The sequence below is a fragment of the Achromobacter piechaudii NBRC 102461 genome (genome assembly GCF_001571245.1).
In the GTDB taxonomy this organism is placed as follows: Bacteria; Pseudomonadota; Gammaproteobacteria; order Burkholderiales; family Burkholderiaceae_B; genus Achromobacter; species Achromobacter piechaudii.
Window position 1 is genome coordinate 963,160 of sequence record NZ_BCTK01000001.1, and the last position, 14,540, is coordinate 977,699.

Annotated in this window: 13 protein-coding genes and 1 pseudogene; 6 read left to right on the forward strand and 8 right to left on the reverse strand. The window is 66.5% G+C overall.

Annotated elements, in window-relative coordinates; all coding sequences use genetic code 11:
• Positions 1-157 precede the first annotated feature (157 nt).
• Positions 158-1,285, forward strand: coding sequence for an acyl-CoA dehydrogenase family protein (locus tag API01S_RS04350; protein WP_061303328.1), 1,128 nt, complete (start codon positions 158-160; stop codon positions 1,283-1,285).
• Positions 1,286-1,445: 160 nt separating this feature from the next.
• On the opposite strand, the gene API01S_RS04355 is transcribed toward API01S_RS04350, so the two are convergent.
• The 6 genes and pseudogenes from API01S_RS04355 to API01S_RS04380 form a co-directional block, all read right to left on the reverse strand.
• Positions 1,446-2,420, reverse strand: coding sequence for a tetratricopeptide repeat protein (locus API01S_RS04355; RefSeq protein WP_061303330.1), 975 nt, complete (start codon positions 2,418-2,420; stop codon positions 1,446-1,448).
• Entirely contained in the window at positions 2,417-2,797 is a 381-nt protein-coding gene (locus tag API01S_RS04360; RefSeq protein ID WP_061303332.1) for a DUF2784 domain-containing protein, read from the reverse strand. Before API01S_RS04360 ends, API01S_RS04355 begins: the two co-directional genes overlap by 4 nt.
• Positions 2,798-2,848: 51 nt before the next feature.
• Entirely contained in the window at positions 2,849-3,424 is a 576-nt protein-coding gene (locus API01S_RS04365) for a restriction endonuclease (protein ID WP_061303334.1), read from the reverse strand.
• Between the two features lie 39 nt (positions 3,425-3,463).
• Positions 3,464-3,703, reverse strand: a complete 240-nt coding sequence (locus tag API01S_RS04370) for an RNA-binding S4 domain-containing protein (protein WP_061303336.1) — start codon at positions 3,701-3,703, stop codon at positions 3,464-3,466.
• 207 nt (positions 3,704-3,910) lie between these two features.
• Positions 3,911-4,558, reverse strand: a pseudogene (locus tag API01S_RS04375) (DUF502 domain-containing protein); the annotation flags it as partial.
• Between the two features lie 127 nt (positions 4,559-4,685).
• The gene (locus tag API01S_RS04380; protein ID WP_006219762.1) at positions 4,686-5,153 is read right to left on the reverse strand and encodes a winged helix-turn-helix transcriptional regulator; all 468 of its coding nucleotides are present in this window, start codon (positions 5,151-5,153) and stop codon (positions 4,686-4,688) included.
• 134 nt (positions 5,154-5,287) lie between these two features.
• On the opposite strand from API01S_RS04380, the gene API01S_RS04385 reads away from it, so the two are divergent.
• From API01S_RS04385 to API01S_RS04400, 5 genes are all read left to right on the forward strand, one after another.
• A complete protein-coding gene (locus tag API01S_RS04385; protein WP_006219761.1) occupies positions 5,288-6,589 on the forward strand; it encodes a D-amino acid dehydrogenase in 1,302 nt (433 codons plus the stop codon).
• A 73-nt stretch (positions 6,590-6,662) separates the two neighbouring features.
• Positions 6,663-7,787: a metallophosphoesterase family protein gene (locus API01S_RS04390; RefSeq protein WP_061303337.1), complete on the forward strand. Its 1,125-nt coding sequence runs from the start codon at positions 6,663-6,665 to the stop codon at positions 7,785-7,787.
• On the forward strand, positions 7,784-10,414 hold the full coding sequence (locus API01S_RS04395; RefSeq protein ID WP_061303339.1) for an AAA family ATPase: 2,631 nt from the start codon (positions 7,784-7,786) through the stop codon (positions 10,412-10,414). Before API01S_RS04390 ends, API01S_RS04395 begins: the two co-directional genes overlap by 4 nt.
• Before the next feature lie 181 nt (positions 10,415-10,595).
• Positions 10,596-10,862 (forward strand): hypothetical protein, encoded by a 267-nt coding sequence (locus tag API01S_RS29150; RefSeq protein WP_156487059.1) that lies wholly within the window; start codon positions 10,596-10,598, stop codon positions 10,860-10,862.
• A 300-nt stretch (positions 10,863-11,162) separates the two neighbouring features.
• A complete protein-coding gene (locus API01S_RS04400) occupies positions 11,163-12,044 on the forward strand; it encodes a DMT family transporter (protein ID WP_061303341.1) in 882 nt (293 codons plus the stop codon).
• Here API01S_RS04400 and API01S_RS04405 read toward each other — a convergent pair.
• Positions 12,025-13,029 (reverse strand): hypothetical protein, encoded by a 1,005-nt coding sequence (locus API01S_RS04405; protein ID WP_061303343.1) that lies wholly within the window; start codon positions 13,027-13,029, stop codon positions 12,025-12,027. The genes API01S_RS04400 and API01S_RS04405 overlap by 20 nt on opposite strands.
• A gap of 400 nt (positions 13,030-13,429) precedes the next feature.
• On the reverse strand, positions 13,430-14,416 hold the full coding sequence (locus API01S_RS04410; RefSeq protein WP_061303344.1) for a Bug family tripartite tricarboxylate transporter substrate binding protein: 987 nt from the start codon (positions 14,414-14,416) through the stop codon (positions 13,430-13,432).
• Positions 14,417-14,540 lie beyond the last annotated feature (124 nt).

Here is a 14,540-nt window from a genome sequence, read left to right on the forward strand (position 1 = left end):
GATGGCGGATCCGCGTGTGAATACGTGGCTGCGCAGGCGCTGGCGCTCGGTGTATTCTCGATTCCGTGCCGCGCCGGCAACCCGGCGCGGCCAAGCAGAACAAGGCAGGCGGCGCGCACCCGGCGCTAGTCAGCCCATGCCCCCCAGGAGACAAAACATGTTGTTGAACGACGAGCACCAGAGCATCCAGGACATGGCGCGGCGCTTCGCGCTTGAACGGCTGGCCCCGAACGCCGAGCGCTGGGACCGCGAGCATCACTATCCCGCCGACGCGATCCAGGAAATGGCGCAGCTGGGATTCTTCGGCATGCTGGTGCCCGAGGAATGGGACGGCAACGACAGCGGCTACGTGTCGTATGCGGTGGCGCTGGAAGAAATCGCGGCCGGCAGCGGCGCGTGTTCAACCATCATGAGCGTGCACAATTCGGTCGCGTGCATGCCCATCCTGAAGTTCGGCAACGACGCGCAGAAGGACCAGTTCCTGCGTCCCCTGGCCAGCGGCGCGCACACCGGCGGCTTCGCCTTGACTGAGCCGCAGGCGGGATCGGACGCAAGCAGCCTGCGCACGCGCGCGCGGCGCGATGGCGAGGACTACATCCTGAACGGCGCCAAGCAGTTCATCACGTCGGGCAAGAGCGGACAGACCGTGATCGTCTTCGCCGTCACCGACCCGGACGCAGGCAAGCGCGGCATCTCGGCATTCATCGTGCCCACCGACACGCCGGGCTATCAGGTGCTGCGCGTGGAGGACAAGCTGGGGCAGCATGCGTCGGACACCTGCCACATCGCCTTCGAAGACATGCGCATCCCGGCCGCGTATCGGCTGGGCGCGGAAGGCGAGGGCTACAAGATCGCGCTGGCCAATCTGGAAGGCGGGCGCATCGGCATCGCGTCGCAATCGGTAGGGATGGCGCGCGCCGCCTTCGAATGCGCGCGAGATTACGCGCGCGAGCGTCAGGCGTTCGGCAAGCCCATTTTCGATCATCAGGCGGTGGCGTTCCGCCTTGCCGACATGGCGACGCAGATCCATGCGGCGCGCCAGATGGTGCTGCATGCGGCGGCGCTGCGCGAAGCAGGCAGGCCCGCGTTGATGGAAGCATCGATGGCGAAGTTGTTTGCGTCCGAGATGGCCGAAAAAGTGTGCTCGGCCGCCATACAGACGCTGGGCGGATACGGCTATCTGAAAGACTTCCCGGTCGAACGCATTTACCGCGATGTGCGTGTGTGCCAGATCTATGAAGGGACCAGCGATATTCAACGGCTGGTGATTGCGCGCGGGTTGTGAAGGGGGGGGGCGCGCGGGGTCGGGCGCGCGATGAGTGCGGGATGAGTGCGGGACGAGCGTGTGACGCGCGTGTGGCGAGCGCGTGACGAACGCGTGCCGAGTGCGATGGGATGGGCAGGGCGCGTGTCGTCTGCGATGCGCCTGTGCGGCGCAGTCCGCCTTATCGCGCCGCGCCGTCCGTCCCCAGCCGCGCCTGCAAGCGCGCCAGTTCGGCTTCCCTTGCCGTCAGCGCTTCCTGCCATTCCGGCAGGTTCAACGCATGCAGCGCATCCAGAATCTGCCGTGCGGGCGCAAGCTGACCCGATACCAGATAGGCCTTGATCAGGTTGTTGCCCACGCGAGGTCCGTGCAGAGGCGCGTGAAAGCGCGGGGCGGCCAATTCAAGAATGTCGGCGATGCGTCCGGCGTTGCCCAGGTCGCCCGACATTTGCATGAGCAGATCGCCGGGCACCGGTTCGCCCGCGTGCGACAGCGCCTGGCGGTACAGCGCAAGCGCGCCGGCGTAGTTGTGTGCGCCCAATTCCCCGCGCGCCAGCCACAACTGCGCGCGCCAACTGCCGGGCAGGGCGGCCACGCGTTGCATGGCGCCGATGCCGGCCGCGTCGCCGCCGATGTCGTGGTGGATGGCTTCGTACCAGCCCAGGCCATTGTCCTGATTCGGATCCCGTTGCAGCGCGCGCCACAAGGTGTCCATCGTCTTGTCGTCGTCGCCGCGCTCGGCGTGCACCTTCGCCAGATTGGTCAGCACGATGCCCGTTTCGCCATGCGCCGCGCAGAAGTCGCCCAGTACGCGTTCGCTGTCGTCCAGCCGGCCCAGCTTCAGATAGACGATGGCTTGCAGCACCACGGCGCGTTCGGCGTTCTGGTCCAGCTGCACCAGGCGTTCGGCGGGGCGCAGCATGTCCTCGATGAAACCATCGTTCAGCGACTGGACGATCAGGCCGGCCAGGGCGTCGGCATCGTTCCAGCGCTGCTCGATGGCGCCGGGCAATACCTTGTCGCGCCACGCATCGCGCGGGATGAGGACTTCGCGGCCCTCGGCATCCAGGGCGCGGATCGAGTTCGAGGCGTCGTCAGAGGCGGAATTGTCGGAAGCGGATTCGGGCGTGGAGTTCATGTCGTAAGGCTCATTCATGCTTGCGCCAATGCGCGGCGGCGGCGACGGCGCGCCCAGAGGGTGTAGACCACGATGTTGCCGACGATCAGCACAAAGGCCAGCGCGATCTGCGTGCTGCGCGTGATGCCTTCGGGGTAGATCACACCCAGCAGGTAGTGTTCGATGAAACCGCCCGCGTAGTCTTCCTGACCCGCCCGCAGCCGCAGCGAGACTTCCAAGGGCGTCAAGGGGCAGATCAGGCCCATGCCCACCACCACCGCGCCCCATGCCAACGCCGGCAAATGCCAGTAGGCCAGGCGCGGCCGCCACAACGCGAGCAGGCCGCCGAACACCACGAAGGCGACGAAAAGCCCGTGCACGACAAGGACCAGGTCGGCCAGGATGCGGTAGATCATTGCAAGGTCCGAAAGGAAAAACGAAAAGCGGCGCTGCGGAAAGTCAGGGACTCAGATCTTCAGATCGCGCAGCAGCTTGGTCAGTTCGGCTGCGGTCATCAACGATACACCCTGCGCCTTGGCGTAGGCCCACGCGTTGTCCGACACGTCGCCCAGCGCAATGTAGATGGCTTCGCGCGCACCGCGCTTTTCACGCGCGGCCTGCAATTCGCGCAGCGGCTCGACGCCGACGCGCGCCGCCTTCCAGCGCTTGGCGCTGACGATCGCCACGTGGCCGTCCTTGCTCAACGCGAAGTCCGCGCCCGGCGTTTGCAGGCGTTGGACTTCGCAGCCGTCGCGCTTGAAGCCGGCTTCGACGGTGTTGGCGAACTCGGCCCACGACATGGCGGCCGCAGCCTGAGTCACGGCCTGCACGCGCGTGTCGGACGGCGCGCGCAATTGCTTGTAGGCGGCCATGATCGCGATCACCGCGAACGGCACCGCCGCGAACACGCCCATCGCGGCATATTCCAGCGGCAACGCGGCAAAGCCGCCGGCGCTCAACAGCAGCGCCACGCCCGCGCTCATCCACCACGGCGAGCGCAGCAGAACGGCGAAGATGGAGTTCTGGGACATCTTGAATTTCATGGGGACTCGCGGCGTTGCGGGGTGTGGGGAGGGCGGGGCTCAGGCGTCGGGGGTGTCGGCTGCGCGCACCACGATGCGGATGTCGCCGATGGTGACGATCTGGCCGCCTCGGATCTTCGCGGTTTTGCGCGTTTCGACGACGCCGCCGACGCTGACGTGGCCGTCGGCCACCATCATCTTGCCCGCGCCGCCGCTGTCGCAGACGCCGGTGGCTTTCAGGAGCTGGTTGATTTCAATATAGGGGCTGCCGTCGGCAAGCGTGAATTCGATCAGGGGCATGGATTGCGCGGTAGAAAAATGAAGGGCGGCTCAGAGCGGGCCGCCGCCGTGAGGCGTGCTGGAGGGGGCGCTGGTCGTGGATGCGCTTGCGGCGGACTTTGCGGTATTCGGATTGCCCGCATTGACCGCCGTGCCAGTACTGGCCGTGCCGCTACTGGCCGTGCTCATCGGAGCGGCCGGCTCGGCGGGCGCTTGCGGCGTTACCGGGGCATCGGGCGCAGCGGCCGCATCGGCCGTAGCCGGCGCGCTGGGCGCGGCGGGGCGGCTGGGCGCTTCGGCGCGCGCCATCCAGGCGATCAGCGACGAACGCATGGCTTCTTCCACCGACATCTGAATGGGTTGCACCCAATCTTGAGGCACGAAAACCGTGTAGCCGCCAATCATGTAGCCCATCGGCAGATAGACGGCCACGCGGTCGCCCTGCGTGAATCCTTCCGGCAGGCCTTCCATGCTGCGGCGGGTCACCAGGCCCACCAGTTCCAGCTGTTGCCCCGGCAAGCGCAAAATCACCACCTGCTGGGCGGTGTTCTTGGAGCTGGGCGAAAAATAATCGGCAAAACTCTTCAGCGACGAATAAATGCTCTTGACCACGGGCAGGTTGGTGAAGGGCATTTCCACCAAGGTCAGAACCCGCTGCACGCGTTGCTTGGACACCAGATAGCCGATGGCCAGGATGGCCAGGATGCCCAGCGCCAGACCCATGCCCGGCACGTAGAAGCCGCCGATGAAGGGGCGCAGGAAGGTCAGCGCCACCGCCTCGGTCCAGGCCAGGAAGATGTACAGCAGGTAGATGGTCAGCGCCAGCGGCAGGACGGTGATCAAGCCACGGAAGAAGTATTTATATAGGCGAGTCATAGGCAGGGACTAAAGAATTGGGGTCGGACCAGGCTTGCCGGCGCGGGCCAGAGGGCCGCCAGCATAGCAGCCACGGGCGCGCGCGCCCGTAACAAACCGCATGCCCGGCATGCGCCGCGCCTGGCGGCTAGCGGTCCACGGGCAGAAACAAGGTTTCCTTGATTTCTTCCATGACCACGTAGCTGCGCGATTCCGCCGAGGCGGGCAGGCGCTTCAGGATCTCGCCCAGCAGACGGCGGTATTCATTCATTTCGGTCAGCCGGGCCTTGACCAGATAATCGAAATCGCCAGACACAAGGTGGCATTCCATCACCTCGGGCACGTAAAGCAGCTCTTTCTTGACCTTGTCGAACACATCGCCCGACTTGGCTGACAGCTTGATCTCCAGGAAGACCAGCAGGTTCTTGCCCAGTGCGGCGGGATTGACGCGCGCATGGTAACCCGTGATCACGCCTTCGCGCTCCATCCGTTTGACCCGGTCCGAACAGGGGGTGGCCGACAGGCTCACGCGCTCGGCCAGATCCGTGACGGAAATACGACCTTCGCGTTGCAGGATGTCGAGGATTTTCAGGTCGATTCTATCTAGGTCGCGCATTTCACTTTTGGCGATCAGAAAACAAGGGGCGCCCGAGAAAAAGCTCTGCCAAAGCAAAATAATCAGTGCTTTTCACTGCGAGGAGGCTCATAGACTACCGAAATTACTGAGCAAATCCAAATACGGAAAGAATCATGCATGTGATCGTCCTCGGCAGCGGCGTTATCGGCACCACCACCGCGTATTACCTGGCCCGTCAGGGCGCCCGGGTGACGGTCCTGGACCGCCAGCCCGCCGCCGCCCAGGAAACCAGCTATGCCAACGCCGGCCAGGTGTCGCCGGGCTATTCCACGCCCTGGGCTGCGCCCGGCATTCCGCTCAAGGCCATCAAGTGGTTGTTCAAGAAACATGCCCCGCTGGCCATCCGCCTGGACGGCAGCCTGTACCAGCTCAAGTGGATGGCGGCGATGCTGGCCAACTGTTCGGCCGACCGCTACTCCGTCAATAAAGAGCGCATGTTGCGGCTGGCCGAATACAGCCGCGATTGCCTGCGCGAACTGCGCGCCTCCACCGGCATCCATTACGAAGAGCGCACGCGCGGCACCTTGCAGTTGTTCCGCACCGACGCGCAGATGGAAGCGGCGCGCCGCGACATCGCCGTGCTGGAAGAGGTGGGCGTGCCCTACGAACTGCTGGACCGCAATCGCCTCGTGACGGCCGAACCTGCGCTGGCGCGTTCGATCCACAAGCTGGCGGGCGGCCTGCGCCTGCCCAACGATGAAACCGGCGATTGCCGCCTGTTCACGACACGCCTGGCCGAAATGGCGGCGGGCCTGGGCGTGGAATTCCGCTATAACCAGACCGTTTCGGGCCTGAACGTCGCGGGCGGGCAGATCACCGGCGTGCGCGTGGGCGATGAGGTCCTCACGGCCGACCGCTACGTGGCCGCCTTCGGCAGCTACACCCGCGGCCTGCTTGAGCCGCTGGGCCTGGACCTGCCGGTCTACCCGGTCAAGGGCTACTCGCTGACCATCCCCATGAAGGACGAGGCCGCCGCGCCCGTCTCGACCATCCTCGACGAAACCTACAAGATCGCGGTCACGCGCTTTGACGACCGCATCCGCGTGGGCGGCATGGCGGAATTGTCCGGCTTCGATCTGCGCCTGAAAGACGCGCGCCGCAAGACGCTGGAACTGGTCGTCAACGATCTCTTCCCCGATAGCGGCCACGTGGCGCAGGCGGAATTCTGGACGGGTCTGCGCCCGATGACGCCGGACAGCACGCCCATCGTCGGGCCGACGCGTTACGGCAACCTGTTCCTGAATACCGGCCATGGCACGCTGGGCTGGACCATGGCGTGCGGCTCCGGCAAGCTGGTGGCCGATCAGGTGATGGGCCAGCGGCCCGCTATCCGCACGGATGGGCTGGGTCTGTCGCGCTACGAGCGCGGCGCCGCATCCAACCCCGATCTGGTGCTGGGCAGCAAGAGCGCCTGACCCGTTTGCGCGGGTGTGATCAATTTGCCATTGTGCTTTTTTGACAGGCGCCGGCTTATGCCAAAATCGGCGCATGACTCATTTCCTGCATACCGCCGATTGGCAGATCGGCCGTCAATACGGCCAGTTTGAAACCGACGACGCCGCCTTGCTGGCCGAGGCGCGCTTCGACGTCGTGGCGCGCATCGCGGCGCTGGCCGCCGAACGCCGCGTCGATGCCGTGCTGGTCGCCGGCGACGTCTTCGACACCCAAGGCGTCTCCGACCGCAGCATCCGCCGCCTGTTCGCGGCGATGACGGCGTATGCCGGCCCCTGGGTCATGATCGCCGGCAACCACGACGCGGCGCTGGCCGACAGTGTCTGGAGCCGAGCGGCACAACTGGATTGCATACCCGCGAACGTGCACGTGCCCACGCGCATCGGCGTGGTCGATCTTGCCGATATCAACCTGGCGGTGCTCGCCGCGCCGCTCACCCAGCGCCATACCTACGACGACGTCACGCAGGCGTTCGACACCCTGGAATCCGAACCCGGCCGCGTGCGCGTCGGGCTGGCCCATGGCAGCGTATCGGGCCGGCTGCCGGACACCATCGACGCCACCAACCCCATCGCCCCGGACCGCGCCGAACGCGCCCGGCTCGACTATCTGGCGCTGGGCGATTGGCACGGCTGCCTGTCCATCGACTCGCGTACCTGGTATGCGGGCACGCCCGAGCAAGACCGTTTTCGCGGCAACGAACCCGGCTACGTGCTGGACGTGCGCATCGACGCGCCCGGCGCCACGCCGGTGGTCGAGCGCGTGGCCATCGGCAAGTACCGCTGGTCTGCCTGGACGGAAACCATCAGCCTGCCTTCCGACGCGCAGGCGCTGGCCCAGCGCTTGTCCGCCTTGCGCGGCGAAGACGTGCTGCGGCTGGATGTAGAAGGGCACGTCAACATGGAAACCTGGGACGCGCTGCAACGCGCCATGGATCAGGCCGCCGCGCAGGTGCGCGCGCTGCTGCCGGACGTATCCGGCTTGCGCCTGGAACCCGATCAAGCCGATCTTGCCGAGCTGGGCGCCAGCGGTTACGTGGGCGAAGTCGCCGCGCAGTTGCAGGCCTTGCAGGCCGATGGCGAACAGGCTGCCGTCGCCGCCGAAGCGCTGCGGCTGCTCTTGCGGTTCCAGCGCGAAAGCGCCACGGGAGCCGCCAAATGAAACTATCCCGCATTGCGCTTGAAGAATTTCGCAAGTTTCGCCAACCCCTGGTGCTGGACGGCCTGCAAGACGGTTTGAACCTTTTCGTTGGCGCGAACGAGGCCGGGAAAAGCACGGTGGCAGCCGCCATACGCGCCGCTTTCCTGGAACGCTACAGCACCAGCAAAGTCGCCGATCTGGCGCCGCATGGCGAATCGGGCGCGCGGCCCAGCGTGGAATTGTCGTTCGCCCATGCCGGCCACCGGTACGTGCTTAAAAAGCAATTCCTGTCGCGCGCGCGCTGCGAATTGCTGATCGACGAGGGCGCGCAGCGCCTGGATGGCGAGGAAGCCGAAAACGCGCTGGCGGCGTTGCTGGGTTTTGAACTGCCGGGCCGTGGGCAAAGCAAGCCGGATCTGGCCGGCATCCCCGGTTTGCTATGGATCCAGCAAGGCGATGGCCACAACTTGCAGGCGGCGGCGTCGCACGCGGGCACGCATTTGCGCGACGCGCTGACGCAGCTATCCGGTGAATTGACGGCCACCGATGGCGACCGGTTGTTCGAACGCGTCTCGACCGAGCGCGCCGCCTTGCTGGACGCGCGCAACGGGCGTCCCAAGGGCATTTATAAAGACGCCGAGGACGCCTTGGCGCGCGCCACCGCCGAGCGCGACGACTGCGCGCAGGCCATGGCGCAATTGAATGCCGATGTCGACCGTCTGGCCGGCCTGCGCCGTGAACACGAGCGGGCTCAGGCCAGTGAACCCTGGAAAGATTTCGAGGCCAAGGCCGCTGAGGCGCGCGCGCGGCTGGCCGCCGCGGCCAAACAACGCGAGGCGCTTGAAGGCCTGCGCCGCGAACAGACGCAAGCCTCGCAAACGCTGGCCTTGCTGCAAGATCAGGTGCGGCGCGACCAGCAAGACGACGCCGATCACCAGGGGCTGGTGAAGGAAGCGCAGGCCGCGCGCGCCCGTGTGGACGCCGCGCAAGCACCGCTTGCCCGAGCCCAGCAGCAACAGCAGGCGCATGCCGCCGCGCTGGACGCCGCCCGCTTGCGCGTGGCCGCCGTTCAAGCCGTGTCGGACCGCCGCGACCTGGAACATCAACTGGGCCAGCTCAATGCCGAAGTCGAACGGCTGGATGCCGCGCTGCACGCCGTCACCGCCCTTATCGAGCAAGGCTCCACGCTGAAATCCGAAGCGTTGCGCATAGAAATCGCCGATGGCGATATCGACGCGCTGCGCAAGGCCGAACGCGAGCTGGCCAATCTGCAATTGCGTCAGCAAGCGGTCGCGACACGTTTGTCTTATCAGCTGGAAGCCGGGCGTACGGCAACGTTGAATGGCCGTGAGTTGGCCGGCACGGATCAAGTGCTGCTGACTGCCGCCGCCGATCTGGATCTGCCCGGCGTCGGCCGCTTCCGTATCGAGCCGGGTGGCCAGGATCTGCCCGCGCTCCAGCGCGAGCTTGGTGGCCTGCAAACGGCCTGGAACGCGTTGCTGGAACGGTTGGGCGTGGCCACATTGGCCGATGCCGAACAGCGGCATGCACGCTACACGGCCTTGCAGCGCGAGCTTGAGGGCATGCGCAAGACCCTGGCCATCCACGCGCCCAAGGGCCTGGATGCACTGCGTGCGCAGCGCGACGACGCCTTGGCCCGCCGCGTGCCGCTCCAGGAACGGCTGGCGAAGCTGCCGGTGTTGGCGGGCGATGCTGGCCAGGACGATCTGCCTGGCGCAACGCAGGCGCTGCGTGAAGCGACGTCGCTTGCCGCGCAGGCCGATGCGGCGTTGGCGGCGGCGCAGCGCGCGCTGGACGCCGACGTGGCGCGCGCGCAGGTGCTTGAGGGGCAGGCGGCGGCTCGCGCGGCCGATATGCAGTCGGCCGAACGCGCCAGCCAGCGTCAAGCGCGCGCGGGGCGGCTGGCCGAGGCGCGCAGCGCCCATGACGAGCTGGATCGCCGCGTGGCCGAGGCAACGGCCGCCTTGGCGGAACACCGGCCGGAACTGGCCGAGCAGGACGTCCAGCGCTACGAAAAATCCGCGGCGATCGAACGCGAAGCGCAACACAAGCGGCATGGCGAAATCCTGCAATTGCAGGGCAAGCTGGATCAAGCGGGCGCGCAAGGCTTGGGCGAACGCCTGTCCGAAGCCGAGGCCGCGTGCGAACGCCTGACGCGTCGGCGCGATGAACTGGCTCGCCGCGCGGCGGCGCTGGATCTGCTGCAGAAGCTGCTGACCGACAAGCGCGCCGCCGCCACGCAGCGCCTGCAAGCTCCATTGGCCCGCCGCTTGAACCACTATCTGGCGCTGCTGTTTCCCGACGCGGCGCTGCGTCTGGACGACGCGTTGCTGCCGACGGCGTTGCGCCGCGAGCAGGGCGAGGACCTGCTGGACGCGCTGAGTTTCGGCACGCGCGAGCAACTGGGCATTCTTGCTCGATTCGCGTATGCGGATTTGCTGCGCGAAGCCGGCCGGCCCACTTTGCTGCTGCTGGACGATGCGCTGGTGCACACCGACGATGCTCGGCGCGACTTCATGAAGCGCGCCTTGTTCGATGCGGCGACCCGCCATCAGATTCTGATGTTCACCTGCCATGGCGATGCCTGGCGCGACATGGGCGTCGAGCAACGTCGCATCGGCGCGTGACGTAGGCGGGCGAGGGCATGACCGCGGCCACTTGCGCGGCGAGCTTCGCTCGCGTCGGCGCGTCGTCGAAGCGGGCGAGGGCGGAATGATCAAGCCAGCCGCGCGTGCCGTGTCGGATCAGAAGCGCTGGATTTCGTCCGATCCTCTTGACGGGAAAAGCGGCGATCGGTAGCCTTTGCGCATGCCCGATTTCCAGCCCCTCGCCAACGTTGCCACCGCCGCCGCCACTGCTGCGTCCGCCGTGGCATCCGCGTGGCTGGCCGCCTGTCGGCGCGGCGCGCACCGGCCCTCGTTGCGCGTATCGGGCAAGCCGCTTGATCCCGTTTTTTCTCCTGTCGTCTGCGCGGTAGTTGCACCGCCGCTTTCGCCGCCAGTCTCTTCGCCGCTGTCGCCGCCCGTCGGCGTGGTTCGAGTTTCGAATCCGCCCGCCGTGGTCGTGATCGGCTGATTGCCGGCCCGCCATTTTCGGCTCCAGTCTTTAATCATCGTCAGTCCCTACCCACGCCAGATGCGTGCTCGGTTTGTCGTGCGCGCGTGCTTGTTGCCGTGCCTCGCGTCGCCATGCATGGATCACGCGTAGCGCAGAGTGGCCGCGTGCTGCCCGTGAAGTCGCACGCGGTCGCACTTGGCCGCATCTGACCGTTTGAGGTGGTTCGTCGCCGTTGTCGCCGCTAGTCGACCGCGCCGCACCGGCCGTTGGCCAGGGATTGTCGATCTGGAGCCTGTGCTTACCTGACAGGTGAAATCAATGTCTTCCAATCGAAACTCGTGGGCCGCGTATGGTTCCACAACCTTGTTCGTGCTGCTGTGGAGCGGCGGCGCGATCTTTGCCAAATGGGGGCTGTCGCATGCGTCGGCTTTCGCCTTCCTGCTGCTGCGGTTCGTCCTGGCCTTGTCGGTGCTGGGGCTGATCGGTCTGCGTCGCCGGCGTTGGCTGCCCGCACCGGGCACGCGCATGACGGTCGCGCTGACCGGCCTGCTGCTGATCGGCGCGTACTCCATCTGCTACCTGCTGGCGCTGGACCATGGCATCACGCCAGGCGTGCTGGCCACCCTGTTGGGCGCGCAGCCCATCCTGACCTTGGTGGTGATGGAGCGGCGCTTTGACCCCACCCGGATGGTCGGTTTGCTGCTCGCGTTGGCGGGCTTGGTCATGGTCGTGTATCAGAGCATCGGCCTGGCGCGCTTTTCGGTCGCGGGCATGGGCTTCGCGTTTGCGGCGCTGGCCAGCATGACCGTAGGGGCAATCCTGCAAAAGCGCGTCGATCAGCCGCCGCTGGACGTCATGCCGCTTCAATACGCAATCAGCCTGGCCCTGTGCCTGCTGTTCGCGCCGTTCCAACCTTTGACGGCGCAATGGGGCTTGGGACTGGTGGTGCCGCTGCTGTGGATGGGGTTGGTGATTTCGGTGGGCGCGACGCTGCTGTTCTACCGCCTGATCCAGGCTGGCGACCTTGTCAACGTCACCAGCCTGTTCTATCTGGTGCCTGCCGGCACGGCGGCATTGGACTACCTGGTGCTGGGCAACCGTCTGTCAGGCCTCAGTCTGGCCGGCATGGGAGCAATCTTGCTGGGCCTGATGCTGGTGCTGCGGCATCCGGCCCCGGGCGTCACGCCAAAGCGGGGTTAGCGGAAAGGCCCCAGGCAGGGCCAGCGTTGCCGCCGTCGCCCTGAATATGGCGGCGGGGTCCCGCAGCGATATCGGACTCTGCATTGATATCGGCCGCGTCATCGACCCCGCCGCGTACCGCGTCCTGCCCGGCCCAGTAGCCGCTGACCAATTGCGCGGGCCGCGCCTGGGCCACCACCCGGGCGCATACCGACCACGCGTCCAACCGCACGCTAAGGCCCGCATACACGCCGTGGCCATCGCCTGCCCGGATCATCCCGTCCGCGTGGACGCCTTCTCCGGCGCGGATGGAGCCTTCCGCACGGATGTCGGCCCCGGCGATCATGCCCCAGCCCGAGGCCAGATGGTCGCCGCAGTGAATTGCGCCGCCAGCCTGGATGCCGCAATCGGCGTTGATTTCTTTTTCGGCACGCACATCGCCGCCGGCCTTGATGCCCTGGCCGCATTTGATGGCGCCTTGCGCGTGGATGTCCTGGCCCGCGTGCAGGTGACCCGTCACGGCCAGGTCCTGACCGGCGCAGATATCCCATTTGGCACGCACGTTGCCCCGGCACTCCAGGCGCGTGGCGGCTTCGATGCCCCAGTCCGCGTGGATGTCGCCACCGGCGCGCACGTCGCCGCCACTGGCGATGTTGGCGGCGGCGCTGACGTTCTCGCCTGCCATGATCGTCTCGCCGGCGCGGATGCCGCCGCCCGTGACGATGCTGCGGCCCGCGCGCACCACCGTATCCACGTTGATGCCCATGCGCACCTCCAGGGTGCCGGCGAACACGATGGCGTTGGCGTCCACGGCGTCCAGCTTGAGCACGGCGTCGGTGGGCCCGAATTGGTCCAGCAGCCAGCAGGCGTCGCTGACGCGGCCGTCAGCGACCAGCGCGTCAAGCACGGCTTGGTAGTCTCCCTGGCCGTTGTGATCGCGGATGAACCATTTGTAGCCGCCCGCGCAGGGGTTCTTGGCTTTGACGAATTTCTTGGTGAGTTGCATGGCGCTGGATGAAGATCGAAGCGTGGCCAAGCCGCCCGCGATAGTGGCGAGCGACGCAGATTCTTAGGACGAACGATGCGCCCGGCCACGCGGCAGGGCGTTCGCCGGCGCGCACGCGACGACAAGCCGCACGGATGTGCTCAAGCCGCCGGCGTCAGGCCGGAATCAAAGATGGGGAAGCGGATGGGCCGGGCGATTAGCCGGGCTTGGAGCGCGCGTAGGCGGAACGCGCGGCGACTTCCTGCGAGCTCAACAAGGTCGAGCGCAGGGCGCAGAGAACGCAGGCAGCGGGAGGGAGGGGAGAAAAATCGGATCGCACGGGGGCAGATGCTAACACCGGGGCATCACGAGTCAAGTCGACAAGCTGTCCCCGAATCGGGGACAGCTGTGATCAGGCTGATCAGTTCGTCGAAATGATGTTGCGTTCCTTGGCGATGCGCTGGCGCAGTTCCAGTTCACGCTTGATCTGCTCGGCGTATTGGGCGGGCGTATTACCGTCCACCAGCGAACCGCCATCGGCCAGGCGCTGGATGATCTTGGGATCCTTCAACGCCTTGACGGCCGCGTCGTGCACGCGGTCCACCACGGCTTGCGGCGTGCCGGCGGGGGCGACCAGCCCATACCAGGCCATATTGTCCATTTCGGGCAGGCCGCCTTCCTTGAAGGTCGGCACGTCCGGCAGAGCGGGCAGGCGCTTGGGGGCGGCCACGGCCAACGCGCGCAGCTTGCCCGCCTGGATGTGGGGCATGGAAGAGGGCAGGTTGTCGAATTGCGCGTTCACCTGGCCGGCGATCACGTCATTGAGGGCCGGACCCGAACCGCGATAGGGCACGTGCACCATGTCGGTCTTGGTCAGCGACTTGAACAGTTCGCCGTCCAGATGGCCGATGCCGCCCGCGCCGGACGAGGCGTAGCTGTACTTGCCCGGGTTGTCCTTGAGCAGTGTGATGAATTCAGCCAGGGTCTTGGCCGGCACGGCCGGGTTGACCGTCAGCACGTTCGGCACGTTCACCAGGTTGGTGATCGGCGTGAAGTCCTTGAGGGGGTTGTAGGGGTTCTTGGGGTTGGTGGCCGGGTTGGTGGCCATCGTGCTGACGGTGGCCACGCCCAGCGTGTAGCCATCGGGCGCGGAGCGCACCAGCGCATCGGCGCCGATCGAGCCGCCGCCGCCGCCCCGGTTTTCGACGACCACGGCCTGGCCCAATTCGCGGCCCAGCCCTTCGGCCACGATGCGGGCGACGATATCGGTGGTGCCGCCCGCAGCGAACGGAACAATCAGGCGGATGGGTTTGTCGGGGTAGGCATCGGCGGCAAGCGCCGAGGAACTAAAGCAGACGCCTGCGATGGCGGCGGCCAGGACGGCCTTGGCATGAGACAGCACGGTCAAGAGTCTTCTCCATATTGTTGTTCCGAGCCGACCGGCTTCTTGGGCCGGCGTCGGTGAAGCCCGCCTTGCCCGGATGCTGGCTTGGTCGACGCTTCTTGGGCGCAATTCCACACAGGAATCCCCC

What these genes read in the sequence shown, in the direction of transcription:
- API01S_RS04350 (WP_061303328.1), top strand. Translation starts at nt 158, where the DNA reads ATGTTGTTGAACGACGAGCACCAGAGCATCCAGGACATGGCGCGGCGC.
- API01S_RS04355 (WP_061303330.1), bottom strand. Translation starts at nt 2,420, where the DNA reads ATGAATGAGCCTTACGACATGAACTCCACGCCCGAATCCGCTTCCGAC.
- API01S_RS04360 (WP_061303332.1), bottom strand. Translation starts at nt 2,797, where the DNA reads ATGATCTACCGCATCCTGGCCGACCTGGTCCTTGTCGTGCACGGGCTT.
- API01S_RS04365 (WP_061303334.1), bottom strand. Translation starts at nt 3,424, where the DNA reads ATGAAATTCAAGATGTCCCAGAACTCCATCTTCGCCGTTCTGCTGCGC.
- API01S_RS04370 (WP_061303336.1), bottom strand. Translation starts at nt 3,703, where the DNA reads ATGCCCCTGATCGAATTCACGCTTGCCGACGGCAGCCCCTATATTGAA.
- API01S_RS04380 (WP_006219762.1), bottom strand. Translation starts at nt 5,153, where the DNA reads ATGCGCGACCTAGATAGAATCGACCTGAAAATCCTCGACATCCTGCAA.
- API01S_RS04385 (WP_006219761.1), top strand. Translation starts at nt 5,288, where the DNA reads ATGCATGTGATCGTCCTCGGCAGCGGCGTTATCGGCACCACCACCGCG.
- API01S_RS04390 (WP_061303337.1), top strand. Translation starts at nt 6,663, where the DNA reads ATGACTCATTTCCTGCATACCGCCGATTGGCAGATCGGCCGTCAATAC.
- API01S_RS04395 (WP_061303339.1), top strand. Translation starts at nt 7,784, where the DNA reads ATGAAACTATCCCGCATTGCGCTTGAAGAATTTCGCAAGTTTCGCCAA.
- API01S_RS29150 (WP_156487059.1), top strand. Translation starts at nt 10,596, where the DNA reads ATGCCCGATTTCCAGCCCCTCGCCAACGTTGCCACCGCCGCCGCCACT.
- API01S_RS04400 (WP_061303341.1), top strand. Translation starts at nt 11,163, where the DNA reads ATGTCTTCCAATCGAAACTCGTGGGCCGCGTATGGTTCCACAACCTTG.
- API01S_RS04405 (WP_061303343.1), bottom strand. Translation starts at nt 13,029, where the DNA reads ATGCAACTCACCAAGAAATTCGTCAAAGCCAAGAACCCCTGCGCGGGC.